The sequence below is a fragment of the Gammaproteobacteria bacterium genome, assembly GCA_016199745.1.
Classification (GTDB): Bacteria; Pseudomonadota; Gammaproteobacteria; order Acidiferrobacterales; family Sulfurifustaceae; genus JACQFZ01.
The window spans coordinates 145,694-164,057 of the sequence record JACQFZ010000070.1; the positions used below are offsets into that span (position 1 = coordinate 145,694).

The 18,364-nt window shown below is 58.1% G+C and carries 15 protein-coding genes and 5 pseudogenes; 3 read left to right on the top strand and 17 right to left on the bottom strand.

From position 1 onward, the window contains the following. The gene (locus tag HY308_18680; protein ID MBI3900295.1) at window positions 1-276 is read right to left on the bottom strand and encodes a flagellar biosynthetic protein FliQ; all 276 of its coding nucleotides are present in this window, start codon (window positions 274-276) and stop codon (window positions 1-3) included. A gap of 199 nt (window positions 277-475) precedes the next feature. Here HY308_18680 and HY308_18685 point away from each other — a divergent pair, with 199 nt between their 5' ends. After that, on the top strand, window positions 476-619 hold the full coding sequence (locus HY308_18685; GenBank protein ID MBI3900296.1) for a hypothetical protein: 144 nt from the start codon (window positions 476-478) through the stop codon (window positions 617-619). A gap of 58 nt (window positions 620-677) precedes the next feature. Here HY308_18685 and HY308_18690 read toward each other — a convergent pair whose 3' ends face one another. From HY308_18690 to HY308_18710, 5 genes are all read right to left on the bottom strand, one after another. Continuing rightward, window positions 678-1,850 carry a tetratricopeptide repeat protein gene (locus HY308_18690; protein ID MBI3900297.1) on the bottom strand — a complete coding sequence of 391 codons (1,173 nt, stop codon included), beginning with the start codon at window positions 1,848-1,850 and terminating at the stop codon, window positions 678-680. Then, window positions 1,850-2,422 carry a tetratricopeptide repeat protein gene (locus HY308_18695; protein ID MBI3900298.1) on the bottom strand — a complete coding sequence of 191 codons (573 nt, stop codon included), beginning with the start codon at window positions 2,420-2,422 and terminating at the stop codon, window positions 1,850-1,852. Before HY308_18695 ends, HY308_18690 begins: the two co-directional genes overlap by 1 nt. 68 nt (window positions 2,423-2,490) lie before the next feature. Beyond that, window positions 2,491-4,761, bottom strand: coding sequence for an EAL domain-containing protein (locus HY308_18700; GenBank protein MBI3900299.1), 2,271 nt, complete (start codon window positions 4,759-4,761; stop codon window positions 2,491-2,493). Between the two features lie 10 nt (window positions 4,762-4,771). Next, the gene (locus HY308_18705; protein MBI3900300.1) at window positions 4,772-6,967 is read right to left on the bottom strand and encodes a response regulator; all 2,196 of its coding nucleotides are present in this window, start codon (window positions 6,965-6,967) and stop codon (window positions 4,772-4,774) included. 84 nt (window positions 6,968-7,051) lie between these two features. Then, on the bottom strand, window positions 7,052-7,939 hold the full coding sequence (locus HY308_18710; GenBank protein ID MBI3900301.1) for a hypothetical protein: 888 nt from the start codon (window positions 7,937-7,939) through the stop codon (window positions 7,052-7,054). Between the two features lie 397 nt (window positions 7,940-8,336). Between HY308_18710 and HY308_18715 the strand changes: the two genes are divergently transcribed. Continuing rightward, window positions 8,337-8,783, top strand: a complete 447-nt coding sequence (locus HY308_18715; GenBank protein ID MBI3900302.1) for a GDP-mannose 4,6-dehydratase — start codon at window positions 8,337-8,339, stop codon at window positions 8,781-8,783. A 190-nt stretch (window positions 8,784-8,973) separates the two neighbouring features. On the opposite strand, the gene HY308_18720 is transcribed toward HY308_18715, so the two are convergent. The 11 genes and pseudogenes from HY308_18720 to HY308_18770 form a co-directional block, all read right to left on the bottom strand. After that, window positions 8,974-9,744, bottom strand: a complete 771-nt coding sequence (locus HY308_18720) for an endonuclease/exonuclease/phosphatase family protein (protein ID MBI3900303.1) — start codon at window positions 9,742-9,744, stop codon at window positions 8,974-8,976. Beyond that, window positions 9,699-9,803 (bottom strand): hypothetical protein, encoded by a 105-nt coding sequence (locus HY308_18725; GenBank protein MBI3900304.1) that lies wholly within the window; start codon window positions 9,801-9,803, stop codon window positions 9,699-9,701. Before HY308_18725 ends, HY308_18720 begins: the two co-directional genes overlap by 46 nt. A 61-nt stretch (window positions 9,804-9,864) precedes the next feature. Beyond that, the gene (locus HY308_18730; protein ID MBI3900305.1) at window positions 9,865-10,599 is read right to left on the bottom strand and encodes an endonuclease/exonuclease/phosphatase family protein; all 735 of its coding nucleotides are present in this window, start codon (window positions 10,597-10,599) and stop codon (window positions 9,865-9,867) included. Window positions 10,600-10,686: 87 nt separating this feature from the next. Beyond that, complete coding sequence (locus HY308_18735; protein MBI3900306.1) at window positions 10,687-11,709, bottom strand: glycosyltransferase family 4 protein; 1,023 nt, start codon at window positions 11,707-11,709, stop codon at window positions 10,687-10,689. Window positions 11,710-11,762: 53 nt separating this feature from the next. After that, a pseudogene (locus HY308_18740) lies at window positions 11,763-12,445 on the bottom strand (glycosyltransferase family 9 protein). A 286-nt stretch (window positions 12,446-12,731) separates the two neighbouring features. Then, window positions 12,732-13,693: pseudogene (locus HY308_18745) on the bottom strand (radical SAM protein). Between the two features lie 15 nt (window positions 13,694-13,708). Further along, window positions 13,709-14,695 (bottom strand): glycosyltransferase, encoded by a 987-nt coding sequence (locus tag HY308_18750; GenBank protein MBI3900307.1) that lies wholly within the window; start codon window positions 14,693-14,695, stop codon window positions 13,709-13,711. Beyond that, window positions 14,695-15,888 (bottom strand): annotated as a pseudogene (locus HY308_18755) (hypothetical protein). The gene HY308_18750 and the pseudogene HY308_18755 overlap by 1 nt, the downstream one beginning before the upstream one ends. Window positions 15,889-16,088: 200 nt before the next feature. Next, the gene (locus HY308_18760; GenBank protein MBI3900308.1) at window positions 16,089-16,694 is read right to left on the bottom strand and encodes an HAD family hydrolase; all 606 of its coding nucleotides are present in this window, start codon (window positions 16,692-16,694) and stop codon (window positions 16,089-16,091) included. Further along, window positions 16,685-16,801 (bottom strand): annotated as a pseudogene (locus HY308_18765) (short-chain dehydrogenase). Before HY308_18765 ends, HY308_18760 begins: the two are co-directional and overlap by 10 nt. Further along, window positions 16,800-17,304 (bottom strand): annotated as a pseudogene (locus HY308_18770) (glycosyltransferase). Before HY308_18770 ends, HY308_18765 begins: the two co-directional pseudogenes overlap by 2 nt. Before the next feature lie 124 nt (window positions 17,305-17,428). Here HY308_18770 and rfaE2 point away from each other — a divergent pair. Further along, window positions 17,429-18,355, top strand: coding sequence for a D-glycero-beta-D-manno-heptose 1-phosphate adenylyltransferase (rfaE2, locus tag HY308_18775; GenBank protein ID MBI3900309.1), 927 nt, complete (start codon window positions 17,429-17,431; stop codon window positions 18,353-18,355). Window positions 18,356-18,364 lie beyond the last annotated feature (9 nt).

Genomic DNA, 18,364 nt, shown 5'->3' on the forward strand with positions numbered 1-18,364 from the left:
CTAGAAATACGACGGGATGTTGCCGATAACCGTCGAGGCGAACTGAACGATAGTGCTCAGCATCCAGGCGCCGAACAAAAACAGCACCAGGCCGACCGTCAGGATTTTCGGAATGAAGGTTAATGAGACTTCTTGGATCTGGGTGACGACTTGCAGCATGCTGACGAGGAGCCCGATCAACATGCTAAAACCCAAGATGGGTGCAGCGACGTACAACGCGGTTCGCAGCATTTCTGCGGACAGCGCGAGCGCTAATTCACTACTTAAATCCCCCATGACGAAGGCACTCGCTACTACGACAACTTTTTAAGTTTTATCTGTTAACGGCCTTCCCTCCCTAAACAAAATTCCATTGTGGCGGATAATCTCTTTGTTCCGCTGGTTGTCCGATCCTGAGCGACGCGCACTACACCATGAGCTAAGTAGGGGTGTCAATTTTCCGACACTGCCCTTTGGGATAGTGTCGATGAATGTCATGAGCACCAACGAGTTACTGCAAGCTCTTAAGGAAGATCCGCTGCTGGTCTCTTCCTTCCAAAAACGGCAAATCGCTGAAATAACACGGAGCTCGGGAATCGCCGCACGCTGGAGCGCGCGCCGTTACCACAAGGCTGACTAAAAGCTAAAAGCGCTGAGAATTTGAGTCAATTTTTCCCAGTAAGCTTCTGAGCTTATTATTATTTTTTTGCCGGCGGTATTGGCAAGACTTTTCGGGTTCGCAAAAATTTCGCCAGCGTCTCTTCGAGCGGCTGTCCCTCAGGCGTAACACGCGAACGCAAAATACGCTGGACCAGGGCTTGGGCCGCTTGCGGATTACCGGCATGCGCCAGCAATAAGCTCTGCGCAAACCGTCCGGCAAAGGATTTCGGATCTAACTTGAGGGCGCGGCGCATCGCCTCTTCGGCCTCTTTCACCCGCCCCTGCAAGACCGCCACCACCGCTACACCACCGTGGGTCTCGCCGAAATTCCGATCCATCGCCAACGCCTTGGCAAAAGTCGCCTGCGCGCCGGCGAGATCTTCCGTCACGATTTGGCACCAACCCAATACATGCCACGTGCCGATATGTTCCGGCATGTATTGCAACGCCTGTCCCAAGCACTCCTTGGCACGATCGATATTGAGCGCCAACATTTCGCTCAACGCCAACCCACTCCAGGCGCGACCGTTGTTCGGTCGCCGTGCCAACACCTGCTCGAAATTCTCTTTAGCAACCGCTTCGTCTTGATGCTCCAGCGCGAACGAGCCCAGAACAACGAGCGCCTCGGAATTGTCGCCGTCGCTCGCCAGCGCCTTCTCGGCATATTCTTTAGCAGCGGTCATCTCGGTCGAATCCAACGACAGCAACGCCATATAACCTAAACCGGCCGCGTCGTTCGGGTGCTTCTCAAGATGAGTCTTGGCATGCTGCATCGCCCCGTCGAGGTCACCGAGGTGATGCAATGCGCGCGCTAACATCAACGACGTGTCCGACGGCGCATCGGCGACAGTGCTAACGGCCAGGAATTGATCGGCCGCTTCCCGGTGTTTTCCGGTAAACATCAACGCGTAGCCGAAGTTATAACGAACCGCCGGCGCATCGACGCCATCGGCGATCAAACCCTGCAATAACTCGACCGCCTCTTCGGGACGGCTACTGGCGATGGCCAACACCGCTCGCTGCGATCGCAAGCCCGGGTGGGTCGGCGATAATCCCAGCGCCGTATCGAGCGCCGCCCGGGCGCCGTCAAAATCGCCGAGCTGCATACGCAACTCCGCCACTTCGGCCAGCAAGCTGGTATTACGCGGATCGGCCGCTAAAAATTGCTTGTAACGGTCGAGACGATTACGAATTTGTGCGAAGTCGGTCATTAGTGATCCGTACGATAAGCATCGGTCGGCAGCATAGCGCCGATGTTAGCGGTTGCCGACTCCGGCGCCTTGCCGGCTTCCAGCGCTTGCAATAACTCCTTGGCGCGGCCGAAATAGAGGTTGTCGGCGGGTGCCGACTTCAGCAAAACATCCAACATCTGCTTGGCGTCGCCGGTCTTTCCCGTCTGCGCTAGCAACAACGCTTTATAAAACAACGCCGGCGGATGACGCGGCTGATCCTTGAGTACCTTCTCCCACGCCTCGAGCGCCGGCACCGGCTTGCCGCCGTCATAATACGTCATGCCTAGTTGAAACCGCTCTAATACCGCATTCGGATGTTTTTCCAAATAACGCTCATACAGTTTTTCGGCGCGATCGAACAACCGCAACCGCGCATAAACCATTGCCGCTAAGGCGATTGCGTCGGCCGGCGGATCGACTGTTGCCAGTACCTGCTTGAGCTTGAACAACGCATCTTCCAAATCGCCGCGATCGACAGCGAGACGTGCAAATGCAAATAATTCCACAGCATCGAACTGTTCGACCTTGGTCGATTTTTCTGAAATAGCCATAATACCCCCACCCGAAAAAGGCCAACGTTAACCGGAGTCGTGCACTAAATCCACCACGGAGGCGTACCTCACGCCACTCCTTCGCGGGTTTGCGGAATGGGCACCTCCCCGCGTAATAACGCCGTAAACGCCTCGGCCGTTACCGCCTTGCTGTAGTAAAAACCCTGGGCGGCGAAACACCCGTGCTTCTGCAGGAACGCAATCTGCTCCCGATTCTCGACGCCTTCAGCAATTACTTGTAAGTGTAGATTCTGCGCCATAGCAATGATGGCGGTCACGATCGCAGTGTCGTTCGGATCCTCACCGATGCCGCTGACGAACGACTGATCGACCTTGAGTGCGTGCAACGGCAAACGCTGTAAATACGCCAAACTCGAATAACCGGTACCGAAATCGTCGACCGCGAGTCGCACGCCCATGCCGGCGAGTTGTTTCAGTAAGCTGATGTTGTCGAAATTCTGCATCACCAACACACCCTCGGTAATCTCCATTTCCAATGCGCTCGGCGGCAAACCGGTTTCCTTAAGGACTGTCGCGATCAACTCCGCCATTCCCGGCCGGCGAAATTGGTACGGTGATAAATTGACGGCGATACAGAGATCCGGATAGCCGGCGGCACGCCAGCGGCTCAATTGCGCACACGCGGTGCGTATCACCCATTCGCCCAACGGCACCACCAACGCCGTGTCTTCCGCCACCTTAATGAACTCGGCTGCAGGAATCGGCCCGAGCTCCGGTGGTTGCCAACGTACTAACGCCTCGGCGGCGAATATCTTGCCGTCCGGCAACCGTACCTGCGGTTGGTAATGCAACTGCAACTCGCCGCGTTGCAACGCATGGTGCAATAAATTGGCGATCGTCAGCCGTCGTTGCACCGCCTCGTTCAGTCTCGGCAAAAAGAACTGATAGTTGTCGCGCCCGCGATCCTTAGCGTGATACATCGCCGTATCGGCGGCTCGCATCAGACCCTCGGTATCGAGCGCATCGCCGGGATACAAGCTAATGCCGATACTGCCGGTCACATGCAGCTCCTGTCCATCAATGCGAAACGGCTCGCGCAACGCCTGCAACACCTTATCCGCGATCACCATGGCGTCGTCGTTGTCGGTAAGCGCCGGTAAGCCGATGACGAATTCATCGCCGCCGAGCCGAGCGACGGTATCGCCGGCACGCAGGCAACGCTTCAGTCGGCGACCGGCGACACGCAACAAACGATCGCCGATGTGATGTCCGAGCGAGTCGTTAATATGTTTGAAGTGATCGAGATCGGCGAACAACACCGCTACCCGCTGATCATTGCGTCGTGCCAACGCGATCGACTGATTCAGCCGATCGCGGAATAGCACCCGATTCGGCAACCCGGTGAGTGCATCGTGATGCGCCATGTGACGGATGCGCTTTTCCGCACGCTTGCGCTCGCTCAAATCAACGACGAAGGCGACCCCCTGATTCTTGGAGCCTTCAAAAAACGTTCTGCCGATCAGCGCCGGTATGCGGTGCCCATTCTTATGAAAGTATTCCTTTTCATACGGTGTGCAGCGCGCGGTTCGGGCAAGCTCGTCACTAGCATGGGTATCGGCCGCGCGATATTCCGCTGGCGTCAATTTTGACCAATCCATCTGGCCCGACTGCAACTCGTCGCGCGTGTAACCCACGATGCGTAAAAAAGCATCATTGGCGTAAGTGATGACGCCGCTTAAGTCCCAAAAAAATACGCCGATGATATTGGACTCGACCAATCGGCGAATGCGCGCTTCGCGCTCGCGTATCGCCTCTTCCGCGCATGCGCGCTCCGAGACTTCCGCCATCAACGCCAGATTCGCCTTCGCCAGATCGGCGGTACGGTGCGCCACCCGCTGTTCGAGCTCCTCGCGCGCCGCTTGCAGCGAACGCTCGGTTTGCTCACGCACAACAATTTCATGTTGTAGTAAGGAATTCTGATCGGCCAATAGACGTTGCATAACACGTAGCGCCAGATGCGCACCGACGCGTGCCGACACTTCGGCGATATGCAGCGGCTTAGTGACATAATCGACAGCGCCGGCGCCGAAGCCCAAGATTTTGTGACTGGCGTCTTCGAGCGCCGTCATAAAGATTACCGGCACGTCGCGTGTCGTCGCTGCCGCCTTCAGCTGACGGCAGGTCTCGAAGCCGTCGATGCCTGGCATCATAACGTCGAGCAAAATCAAATCGGGCCGCACATACTCGGCGCGTTCCAATCCTTCGCTGCCATCTTGCGCAATGACGACACGAAGACCGCGTTCCTCCAAATGCTCCACTAACACCGCCAAATTGGCTGGCGTGTCGTCGATGATCAGAATCGTGTCGACGTGTGGCATTTCCGGAGCGTCACTCCTGTGACTGGCTGACATCTCGATACTCCTCCACGAATGCGAGGATAGCTCTGGATTGATAATGCTGCGCTAACGTGCGCAGCCTATCGGCGAATGGACGGTATTGATCGCCCAACCCGGCGACGTGCGCAGCGCGCCGGCGAACATCGCGCATACTGCCGGCTTTGGCCAATTGATACAGGACGTCCAATTCTGCCGGCGGTGGCGGAACTAACGGCCCGCGCGGCTCAACCTCCGGTACCGGCTCGACGTTCGGTTGCCGAATCCATGTTAACTGCAACAGCTCGCCGATCATCAATAACAGCTTGTCGAAATCGATCGGCTTCGGCACGAAGGCATCGGCACCGGCGGCGAGCGCTTGCGTCTCATCGCCACGCGAGGCCCGTGCCGAGACGGCAACGATCGGTAACTGGTCGCAGTCATAACGTTGGCGCAAGCGCCGCGTCGTTTCCAGGCCGTCCAACTCCGGCATGACAACGTCCATCAAAATCAAATCGGGATTGAATGTTTCGACTTGCGGCAGTGCTTCCAGTCCGTTTTTAGCTTCAGTCGTCAAGAAACCCAACGTTGCAAACATGTCGACCGCCACCGCACGGTTTTCAGCGACATCATCGACCACGAGCACACGCTTACGCACGCCGTGGTAGCCGGTGATCATGCCGGTCAGCGGCACAACAACCGACTTGGTCGACGCAATCGGCAAACGCAAATCGAACCAAAAACGACTGCCGCTCCCCGGCCGACTTTCCAGATAAATCTCGCTACCCATCAACCGCACCAGCTGCCGACTGATGGCTAAGCCTAGACCGGTGCCACCGAGCCGATGGTGCACATCGCCGGCTTGCTCGAACGGCTCGAAAATCGCATCCGCTTTTTCCGGTGCGACGCCGATGCCGGTATCTTCAATCTCGAAGCGCAAGTAGGCGTGGGCATTGCCGTTCGCCAACGCTCTGACGCGCAACATCACTTCACCACGATCGGTAAATTTGACCGCGTTGGCCAGCAGGTTTAGCAATACTTGGCGCAACCTCTTTTCGTCGACCAGCACGGCCTCCGGTAGCTCCGGCGCGGCATCGCATTGAAATAGCAAACTCTTCTGCTCGGCCCTTACATATACGATTTCGACCAGCAATCGCAGGAATGTGGCGATATTCAATGGCGCCGGACAGAGCTCGAATTTACCGGCTTCGATCCGCGCCAGATCCAGAACATCGTTGATCAGCATCAACAAGTGATCGCCGCTTTGGTGAATGGTGTTGATACCGGCCGCTTGTTGCTCCGTCAGCCGCGGCTCACGTTTAAGTATTTGTGCGTAGCCCAATATCGCGTTCAACGGCGTGCGCAATTCGTGGCTCATATTGGCGAGGAACTGGCTCTTGGCGCTACTTGCCAGCTCAGCCCGCTCCTTCGCTACCTGCAGCTCGGCGGTACGCTCCTTAATTAGCTCTTCCAGATGATCGCGATGACGCTGTAACTCTTGCTCGATCAATGCGCGCCGCTCGATGTCGTCTTGCAGCTCGCGGTTTTTGGATTCCAGCTGGCCAAACAGCGTTCGCAACGATTGGCGCGTGCGCTCGAGACTGCTGCCGAGGCTGCCGATTTCGTCGTTGCGCCGCCAAACGAACGGCGCCGCCAGCTCGCGCCGCGCGAGCCGATCGGATTCCTGTAACAATCGTCGAATCGGCGCCAGCAATCGCAGCTGCAACAACGCGACGATCAACAACAGGCTCAACAACAATTGGCCGACGACCGTTAGCCCGAAGCTCCAGCGATCGGCCGTGACCGCGACATCGAGCAAGCCGGTGTCCATTTCCACCGCCACCGAACCGATGACATTGTTGCCACCGTAAACCACTTGCCGCTCGAGCGTAAATTGTCGACCGCTGCGCCGCTCCGGATGTTCCTGCGCCAGAAAGATACCGAGTCTCATATCGCGCACAACCGCCCCAACCACGCGGGGGTCGCTGAGCACGGAGTCCAATAGCGGCCGCGCCGTTTGCGCATTAAAAGTCCACAGCGGCTCTTGCATACCGAGCGCCATGATTTCCGTCAGACGCTGATGGTCCGACGCCAACCGCTGGTCGAGCTCACGCTCGCGTTGGCCGAGGGTCAACATACTGCTGACCGTCGCCGGGATCATAAGCCCCACAATCACAGCCAGTATGATGGAAGCGCGTAGCTTTAGTTGCATCAACGCCCGCCTTAAAAAGTGAAGCATCGGTCCAGGTTGCTTAATCGCAACGCCGTCCGTGGCGTGCGGCGACGATAACTCGCGTTAGCGATCGGTCAGCGCTTCGTACCAAAGTTCTCGGCGCTGTAACGGTGTCTCCGGCGACAAATAATTGTTGGGAATGCGAAACACTTTGCGTTTTGTCAGATTGGCCCGCTGGATCAGCGGGCCCTTGTGCTTGCGGAAGTACGCATCGAAACTTCCGTCTTTAATCATTTGGTTCAAACCATCCTCGATCCGGTGCGCGAGTTTTTCACCCTCCGGGCTGCGCTGGGCGAAAAAATAACGCGTTGTCGGAAAATACAGCAGAATGGTTTGTTCGACCGCCAGCGTCGGCAGCTGTTCTTTGCGCTCGTCGTGCTCTCGGTAAGCTTCATCGACGCTGCGCGAAAAAAAATCGAACCGTTTGGCCGCCAACATCTGAAACAAACCTTCGTAGCTGTCGCCGACGACGACGTCGAATCCGCCGTCGCGTAAGATTTTGGTATCGGCCCAGGTCGTAAACGAGCCGACACTGAATCGACGCAGATCATCGAGCGTACGCACCGCCGCGAACTTCGGTTGGTCTTCGGCCCGAATCAGGAACACGCGATAGCTGATCAAGCCTTTATCGATCGGTATGCGGATCGGCAACATGCGCTGCTCGTGCTCGATCGACGTCGAACGCGCAAAGATATTGATCGCTTTACTGCCGCCGATGATCTCTTCCGCCGCCCGCGCTTGATTCATCGGCACCATCGACCGCTGCAGCTCGTAGTCGCCGTAAGTCGATCGGGTTTTTTTCAGCGCGAGCCGCAGCAATTCGTAGTCGTACACATACTGGCTGTCACTGGCGGAAACGGAGCGTGGATAGATGACCGTCATATCGGCGGCGGCCACATTCCCGACCAGCAAGAACCCTAGCCCAAGCAAACAGCGACAAGCACGGTTCATGGCAAACTCCCGGGGCTGTTCAGTCTAAGAACAGAAGACGCGCGCAAGGAAATATCGGTGCGTCGGTAAGCGGCACAACTCTTCAGAAAACAATAACGAGGAACAATAGAAAACCGTTGCCGGTACGAGCGGCGACTTATTAAGAGGCCCGCTATCGGCGCGAGTCGGTCAATCTCAGGTCGCGCAATCATGGTTGCAGCAAACGGCCCTCATATCACCCCCGCGCTACAACTTTATATTGATGCTTTCTCAAAGACCTATCCTAAACCCCTTAACCCCTAGTGGAAAAGGTCAGCGTAATTATCAAAAAGACGGGAGAATTCGCTACTGCTTGCCCCGCATTGACCCGAAGCGCTGACCCCCGTCTGATTGCAGTCAAAAAACCAGAGGAACACGCATGGAAGGAACAACGGCTAAAGGGGTTTTAGTCACTGGCGGTGCTGGCTTCATCGGTCGGCACTTATGCGCACGGTTGTTAGCACAGGGCCACGAGGTTCTGTGTGTCGACAATTTCTATACCGGTCGTCGGCGTAACGTTTTCGAATTGCTCGATAACCCAAACTTCGAGCTGTTCGGCAATCCACAGGAATACTCTATGCGCGAACTAGCGCGCATGATCAAGCACCTGACCGGATCGCGCTCACGAATCGTGTTCAAGCCACTGCCGCACGACGATCCCAGACGCCGGCGGCCCGATATTACGCGCGCTCAAGCGCTGCTCGACTGGACACCCCGGATTGCGCTGGAAGAAGGATTGGTCGACAGCATTAGATATTTCGAAGACTTACTGACTACCAGTGCACCGTCTGCCGTCGACATAACGGCAGCGGTGTCCGCCCAGTAGCGATCTTGCGTCAAGCGGCAAGCCCGATCGTCTTCAACCAGGATTGCCAAAACGGTGCGGCGGCGGCGTGCAAACCCGCCGCAAACCGTCGCGTATCGTTGCGCAACCCCTTCAACGTAACCCCAGATTACGCTTCGCTCCATCCGGGCTACAGGTGATGAGCTATTAATGCGAACAGAAAAGCGTCGACTTACAGATTCAGATTTACCACGGCACGCAATGGCAAGTGATCGGAAGCGGCGCGCGCCAGCGGCGAGTCGTGAACCTGAATATTGAGCAGGTTGACGGTTGGCGCCACCCAGATGCGATCGAGTGCGATCACCGGCCACACTGATGGGAACGTATTCAACGCTGGTTGCTTGCCGAGACGCGCATGCATCCACCGTAACGGCCGGCGCCACGGCAACCACTCGTTAAAATCGCTCAAGATGACGACCGGCTCGTCGGGATGTGCGAGTACCGCATCGAGCAATATTCGCGTTTGCCGGCGGCGTTCGCGTGAAAACAATCCTAAGTGCGTTACCAGCACACGCAATCGTTGGCCATGCACCTCAAGATCGACGTCGAGAATACCGCGCGGTTCGTGATTGCCGACGCTGACGTCATACGTGCGCACCTCGAGCACCAAATGGCGCGTCAGCAGCGCATTACCGTAGTGACTATCGGCGCGCAGAATGGTGCTACCGGCTACGGCTTGATAACCGGTCTCTTCGGCCAAGTAGTTCAACTGATGAATATCGGGACCGTTACCGAAATGCGATTCCACTTCCTGTAAGCCGATGAGGTCCGGCTCGATTTCTTCGATTACGCGCGCTACGCGCTCCGGATCGTTGCGGCCATCGAAGCCACGGCAACGATGAATGTTATACGAGGCGACCGTGACCTGCGCCTGCGCGCGCGCCGGTGCCGGCGACGCTACGCGGTCTTCAGCCAACACCGCACCACCGCCGCCACGCTCCACGCTTGCGGCACGTAACCGCGGGGAGTGAACGGCGCTTCCGCATCAAAGATTTCGCTGATCGAACCGACACAAGCATCATCGAGATGGCGCGCGCCTCTTTATCGATGGCGATCGGATGGTTCATGGTGGGCGGTCGTTCAGCGTTACCACCAATCCTAAGTGATCGGACAACCGTATGCCGTCGCCAGCGGCAGCAACGCGTTCAATCGACTGAATACGCGGATACAACTCGGGACTGGCGAGCACGTAGTCGATGCGTTGCGTCGGCCGATCGGACTCGAACGTCCAACCGGGATCGTTCGGACGCAGGCTCGCCCACACATCGGTCCAACCGGCACGACGCAGCGTTTCCACCGCGGCGCTGTCCGGCGCACTATTTAAATCACCACACAGCAGCGACGGTCCGGGCGTGCGGAAGGCAACTGTCTCGCGGGCGTTGTTCAGCGCTTGCGTCTGCACCCAGGAAAAATGTGCGTTGTAGAGGTCAACATGGCCGACCGCGGTTTCGATGCCGGTCTTTAGAACAATGCGGCGATCGCCGTCCTCGTGGTTACCGAGGTGATTGAGTCGATGTACCGCCAAATCGGCAAGCTGTCGGCGCGCGATAAATGCCGAGCCGCGGGTCGCGGTCTTACCCTTCATGGCGGCGACGAAAGTAACGTGTTCATAACCTAACAACGCCGCCAATTCAGCCGCTTGACCACAACCGTCGACACGCTCGACCGCTTGCAATGCGACGACATCGACATCGGCTTGACGCACGGCATCGGCGATTAATGTCCGCCGGGCTTTCCATTTTCCGTGCTTGGGTACGCGATAATTCAGATTGAGACTCATGAAACGAAGCATGGGCATCCTGCCACATCGTTATTTGTGGAAATCGTACGAGCGTTGCCCGTTACCGGGCAACGCTAGCTTTATTGTTGGATTTAGTCGTTAACCTCAGGGCGGGCTTTGTTGCGGCTGCGATACCCGTTCGACCGACGGTGGCGCATACGCCGAGCGTGTTTGCGTTCGTTGCCCGGCGACATCGGCGAAAGTCCGCTCCCAATCGCGGCTAAAGCGATGGATGTGAAAATAGTCTTGCGCCACTTTGCGCGCACCCTGGCCCAAGCGTTCCGCTTCGGCACTATCGTCGAGCAAGGCGCGCATGACATCGACCAACTGATCGACATCATTATGTAGATAACCGGAGATGCCGTTCTGGACGGTATTTGTCATTTCGGTGGTCGCCAGCCCAACGATCGGTAACCCGAGCATCATCGCTTCACATACCGCCAGGCCAAGACTGGTATAGCGGATCGGATTAAAAAAGAATCGATAGCGCGCTTGGAGTTCGGGCAACTGATCGTGCCGCACCTCGCCTAATCCCCCGGGACTCTCGTCGGCACCCATGCCAACTAAGTCGAGCGGCACTGAGCGCCGGGCGCTGCAGTACACATCATTACCAAGACGACGCCCGCGGCGATTCAGATGATTGACGACGACAATGCCACGGTCGAGCTCGCCGGTGTAGGAAACATTCGGCGGCACCTTCACACCGTGCGGAATGACCCGCGTCGGCGTACGACCACTGTTCCACATCAACCGGTTGAAATGGGTGACGTGGACTAACAGCACGTTCGGATCGTCGACCACATGCGGCGTGTCGGTCGGCGATTCGCGCGGCGGATCGTGCTCTAGGTAAACCTGCGGAATATCGCGCTGCGCCTTCGACAAAATCTCGTACTGGTTTTTGAGATAATGCTCGGGCGATTGGAACAGTACGCAATCGAACATCCGGCCGGGCAATTCGGCCACCGGCATATCGTGCACGTTCGATCCCCACGGAAAATGCCCGGACTTACCACCGTAACCCGGTCCGCGGTCGGGCTTCGACAGCACATAAAGTTCGATGGGCGCTTGGCTTAAATAATAAAGATAACTCCCGTGGATATGCCACGTGAGGACGCGTAGCGGTCGCATGGAGGCGTTCCCTCTCTAAAAATAAGACGATTCATCGGCTCCCTGTTCTCCCTCTATATAAGTAACGCGTCGATTTCCCGCATCACTGCCGCTGTCGTTACTCTAATCGCGCACGGATGGCCTATTGGACAGCTCCAATGATCGCACGGCCGGCAATTTATCGAATGAAACACGCGTCGATGTCGGTCGGCGTTTGGCGGGGCCCAGCGCGCGGGCGATGACCCAGTGTAAATCACTATGCTCGGAACTTTTAGCGCAGCAACAATGTGGGATACCCCCGTATCGTTACCGACCAGCAACCGCGCGTCGGCGACCAACGCCGCCATAACGCCGACCGACGTTTGCCCGGTGAGATCGACACAGGGGGTGTGCATCGCTGCCGCGACCGTCGCCGTCAGCGCGCGCTCCGTTTCAGTACCGGTGAGCACGACGCGCAGGCCGCGCTCGCTCAAGGCGTCGGCGACCACAGCAAAGCGTTCTGTGCGCCGACATGCACGCAGGCGTAGCCACCGGGCGTCAATGCCTGCGCGCTTTGCAAGCTTGCCGCCGCTCGTCGTCGGTAATGGGAAATTCGAGCGGCCCACGGCAGGCCGATGAGCACGATCTCGGCGCCCGGCCATGCCGCGCGCAATGCACGCAACGCCGGCACCGCGCATAACATGTCACCGAGCTGAAGTGCGCGAAAGACAGCGATACGTTTTGGCTCGCCACCGCGCCAACGCTGTTCGTATCGCATCGCTGCATACTCCGCCATGAGCACTCCGTCCAGAAGATTCCCCAACAATTTTTCGATAACAAAATTAACATCGATACACTTAGCTTCCGCTACGTCGAAGCACTAAGCCCCTCTCCCCTTGCGGGAGAGGGGTGATCATAGATTTCCTTCTTGTTATCTACCCCTTCCCGCAAGGGGAGAGGGACCGCGGTGTTATTTTTCAGCGACGAATTCAACAAGTGCCGACTGACAGATCGTATGCCAGACAAAGTTCTGCTCGGAACGACAAGGAGTTCTCCGTGCCGATCTAGAACACCCCGTGATACACCGCACACGAACGACAAACCGCCGGCGGCGTGTCCGACGCCAACGCCGCCCGAAACTCGTTGTACGGTGCATCACTCCACACGGCATCGACACCACGCTCGGCCATATTGCCAAGACTGATGCGATCGGGGGTGCCGGCCATACAGCACCGCATCGCCTGGCCTTGATAGCTGATATACGGTCCGCGCGTCGGCCAATCGCAACGCGGCGCCGAATGCTTCACCGACGTCAGTCGCGGCAACCGCAAATCGAGTCCTAATGCGCGCGCTCGCGGGCGGCGCCGAAGTATTCTTCGATCCGTGCCGGTACGTCGTTGAGCAACGTTTGCGCATCGACGAAGTCGCGCATCGGCCGATAATGTTCCGGCAGGCTGTCTTCGCCGTAGTCGTGACACAAGTGCTGCACAAATACGCTATCGATGCCGTAATTCGCCGGCAGCTCGTGCAAATTCTCGCGCATCACCACGACTACCATGCGCACACGTGGTTGCTGTGCATCGCGCGCAGCGCGTACTTGCAGCAACTGTTGGAGGTGTCGCTGCACACGGCTGAAGCTCGCTTTCAGGCGAATACGTTCATACGTCTCGGCGGTGGCGCCGTCGAGCGACGCATGCAACTCTGCCAAGCCGCTGTCGATACACAATCCCGCGCGCCGAGTCGACAGCAACGTCAGATTGGTATTAGTACTCGCGTGTATGCCGCGATCAGTGGCGTAACGCACCATGTCGAAAAACTGCGGATGCATAAGCGGCTCGCCCATGCCTTGCAAGTGCAACGTCTTCAGTCCGGGCAACTCGTCGATGAGACGCGTATAAGTTGCGAACGCCATGAACGCCAGCGGCCCATACGGCGGCCCGTCTTGGCGGAATTGAATCGGACACATGCGACAGCGAAGGTTACATTGGCCGACCGGCTCAATCTGGGCGAAGCTGATGTCCGACATTCCTGCTCCCACATTTCAAAAGAACATGACGCGATACTTAACAGCGCCCACCATTCGCCAAAATATCGCTACCGGCGGAATTAATGCCGACGTCAGCAACATCTCCATTACATGCGAGAGCCGATGCGATGTGCGCTGCAATCGTCTGCTGCACAAACGCGCAGTTATCGTTAGCCAAGCCGCGCTGGCGCTCCAGGCGAGCGGCGCGTAGTCCACACCCCACCCGATTAAGCCGCCAACTAACAACGCCGATGTGCAGTAATAATCCCAGCGCGGCGCACGACGTACGCGCATGCGATATAGCGTGGGATGTTTCTTATAGAGCAGCGCATCGAACTGGATCTTACGTTGCTGCTGCAAGCTGACGCCCCACCCCGCCGGCCGTATCGGATGGACAACGGTAGCCCGCGGTGCCGGCGCGACGTCAAGCGAATGTTCGATCAACGAAAAATAAAAATCGCTGTCCTCGCGCCACGCCGCCGTGAAACCCTCGTCGAATCCGTCGACGGCGGTCAGCACCTGTCGCCGACAAAAACAATTGGCGGTAGCAAAACCGGCGCCGGCTAACCGCGCCGCGTCGCGCTCGTAGTCGGTCGGCTCGTCCGAAATCGGCACGACGACGCGTCCCCAAACGGCGGCGTAACGTCCACCGAGCGCGGCGACGCCTTCACGCAACCAATCGGGCAACGGCACGCAATCGTCGTCGGTAAAGGCGATGATCGAACCATTCGCAGCACGCCAACCGGCATTACGCGCCGCCGCCGGGCCATGCCGGCCCTGCACTCGCACGTAACGCAACAGCGGCCGCTCGCTCGGTTGCTGGCGGCGCCACTGCACCAAGTCGCGCGTAGCAGCATCGTCACCGTCGTCGGCAACGACGATTTCGAAAGTACCCGCCGGATATTCCTGGCTCAGTAACGCGCCAAGACAGCGATCAAGCAAGTGCGGTCGCTTGTACGTCGGCACGACGATCGATACGCGCACGATGATATCGAGTCGCATCAGCGCACCAACTCCCCCTCTCCCTCCGGGAGAGGGAAACTAAACATCGCCCGCTTCGCCACAGTCAGCTCTCGTTTCATGACGCAATTGAGCGCCACGCCGCCAGCCATGCATAAATTCTTTAGGCCGATTTCGCGCTGCGGCCAATGCGCCAACGTCAATACCGTTTCTTCCAACGATTTTTGCAATGAGCTAGCGACATCGTAGTGATGCGGCGTCAGTGGCTCACCCGGCGCGCGCGCACGACCAAACACTTCCATTAACGGTGGCAAGTCGACGCGGTACTGACCGTTATCGCCGATCGTCAGAATGCGCGCGAACTCGGCGGCGTACCTAGGCGTCCCGAACGACGCCAATGCCATCACTTTGTATTCGTCCGACGAATGCAAAAAGCCGAGATGCCGTGTGATCGCTTCGTATAACAAGCCGAGCGAGTGCGGCAATTCGACTTCGCCGAGGCGCTGCAACTGATTATCGCGACCGATCGCGTAACTCGTGGTAACGCGTTCACCCCGGCCGTCCATGGTAAGTACCGCCGCTTCGGTAAACGGCGCCGGTAAAAATGCACTGGCCTCGTGTGCCAAATGATGATCGATAAAATGCCAGCGATACGGCATGGGATCGCGCCGACGGAAACGCGCGCGCTAATGATGCGGCACACCATCGAGTAAATGTCGCGGCGCATTCAAGATATAAGAGAAGAACAGCGGGTCCCACGGCGAGTCCCAGCCAGGCGCCGGTTCGGCGCTCGGCTCGAACGACAAGGTGATGCCGTGCAAATCGCGTTCGCGCAACAGTTGTTGCGGATCGTAGGCGTAGGCGATGTGCTGGAGATCGACCAGCGCGATACCGGCCTGCCGTAAACAGAAATCGATGGCGTGATACGGCAGCTCGTAGGCGCTGAACGGGATCGGGCGCTTGGCGTGCTTAATGCGCGTAAAGCGTTCTTCCTCGGCGACGGCGATAACGCGGCCGTCGGCAACCAGACAAGCGTCGGTCAACAAGTGATAAGGATTCTCGCGGCAGTGCGCCAACCGCAACGGAATATCGGCGAGATAACACAGATGCGCCGCCGGCAACGGATTCTGGCTATAGACCTTGAAGATCACGGCGGCATCGAACCGTTGTCGGCGCAACAGACGCAGCAGCACCCGATCGTCATGGGCGTCGGTACGCGACCGCGCCGCCTTCATCCACGGCGCCTCGTACGTCAACACTTGATCGACGCCCGGCAAAAACGGCGCGAGCGTAGCCGGCGACGTCAGCACAGTCACACGTCGGCCCGGACGGCCGCACTTGAGCGCACGAATCGCCGGCCCGGTCATCAGCAAATCGCCGATGGCGTCGAGCCGGATGCATAATAAATTTTCCGCCTGGCACCACGGGGTAGTACTCATAATTCCATCCCACGGTGCAATGCTCGCGGCGGCGAATGCGACATATCGGCGAGCGCAATAACGTCGGCGGCGGCGCGCAAGTCGGTCGCCATACCGGCGGCGTGACGATACGGATTGTGATACCACTTGGTCTCGTTACCGACGTCGAGCATCACGCTGCGACAACCGGCGCGATTTCCCGCTTCGACATCGTCGAGAATGTCGCCGATCATCCACGAGCACGTAAGATCAACGCCGTGTATCGTCGCTGCCGCCAGCAATAGCCCCGGCGCCGGCTTGCGACAACGACAAACCGTCGCGTAACGGGCGATGCGACCGTCCGGATGATGCGGGCAATAATAAAAGCCCTCGAGCGGCACACCGTTAGCCTCGAACAACGCTTGCAATTGCTGTTGCACCCGACGCAACGCGTCGGCACCGAAGTAACCCAGAGCAATGCCCGGCTGATTGGAGACGACAATCAATGCGTAACCAAGTGCGTGCAACCGTCGCAAACCGGCGCCGGCGCGCGGCGCCAGGCGCATCTGTTCCGGTCGCACGTTGTATGGCACGTTCTCGAGCAACGTACCGTCCTTGTCGAGAAACGCTGCCTTTATGGCCATGATGTCTCCGTCATCGGCATCGCCATGATTTCGGGGATTACCGTTTCCCGCGGGCACGTCAGCACGAAGCGAACGACGTCGGCGACGTGCCGCGGATCTTGCAGATTAGTGAGCGTTGGCAATGATCTGCTCCTCGAACACGGCGCGTTCCCGCGGAAAATGATCGGCCTCGCCTTGATGCAATCGCCGCACGCGGCCGAGGGCATGAAAGGTAATGACGAACGGCAAATCGAGCGTGGTCTTCAACCACATCGCCACTACACCAGAGGTCCAGAAATTGGCATGTGCCAATTGATACCGGCAACGCTCGCGTTTACAAAAGGCGACGACGTTATCGGCGAACTCACCCATGAACGGTAGCAATGCTTCCTTCGGCAAGGCGCGCGCCGGGCCGGCGTCGATATGAATCACACGAACGCGATTGATGAACTCCACTACCTCGGGCAGCGTCTCTTCGTCGCGGCGCGTAAACACGTCCACCTTAATAGCCGCGATTCGCTAGTTGGTTGGCAATCTGCGCGACATAAACGTTCTGACCGCCGCTGTCGACATCGCCGAGCGTAGCGAGCGGCGAGGCATGCTCACTGAGTATCGCAATCCGTGCGACCATAAAAATAAATTCCTCGTTGTTGTACGACGTGGCACTGGAGGTTACACAGCGCGAAGGCGCCATTGTGCCGCGGACCCTACCATCGCTCGCAATCAGCAATACTACTGAGCACCGCACTCACTCCATGCGACATAACGGTAACCGCTTCAGGGTTTCTTCGAGCGATTGCTTTTGCGCATTTCCAGTCCGGTGGTTCGCGCGCTTCGATCAAGGTACGCGTAACGCCGCCGCCTCGACCGCCGAGACGTTGTTGCTCGAGCGTCTGCGTGACGTACTGACAGAATCGGATGCGCTCATCGTCTCCGACTACGGTTGCGGTTCGATCACCACCGGCGTCATCGCCATGCTGGCAGCGAGTGCGCCGAAGCGAACCATCCCGCTGATGGCCGATGGCCGTGATCTAGAACGTACCGGCGGCGGCGACACCTTCGTCGCCGCGTTTACGCTGGCGCTCGCCGCCGGCACCGATACGCCCGAGGCTGCCGAGTTGGCAGCGGCCGCAGCTGCAGTGGTCGCTACCAAAGACCGAACCGCCGCCTGTACGGCGCACGAATTGCACGAAGCGATCGCCGACAGCGAGAAACGCATCGCCGATGTGAACGAGCTGCGTGAGCGTGTAAGTTCCACCCGCGCCCGCGGACAACGTCTAGTTTTCACTAACGGTTGCTTCGATATCCTGCATCGCGGCCATGTGACGCTGCTCAATCGCGCTAAAGCCCTGGGCGATGTGCTGATCGTCGGCGTCAATTCCGACGATAGCGTGCACCGTTTCAAAGGCAGGAATCGATCGATCAATGCACTCGACGATCGCCTGAAGGTGCTCGCCGCCTTGAGTTACGTCGATTACGTCGTTGCCGTCGACGCCGATTCGCCGCGCGAGCTGATCCGCGCCGTGCAGCCGGATATCTACGTCAAAGGCGGCGACTACACACGCGAGACTTTGCCGGAAGCGCCGCTGATTGAAAGTCTCGGCGGCGCTGTCTGCATCCTGCCGTATCTGGAGGAGCGATCTACCACGGGGATCATCGCCCGTATTCGTGGCGTTGTTTGAACAACCCGG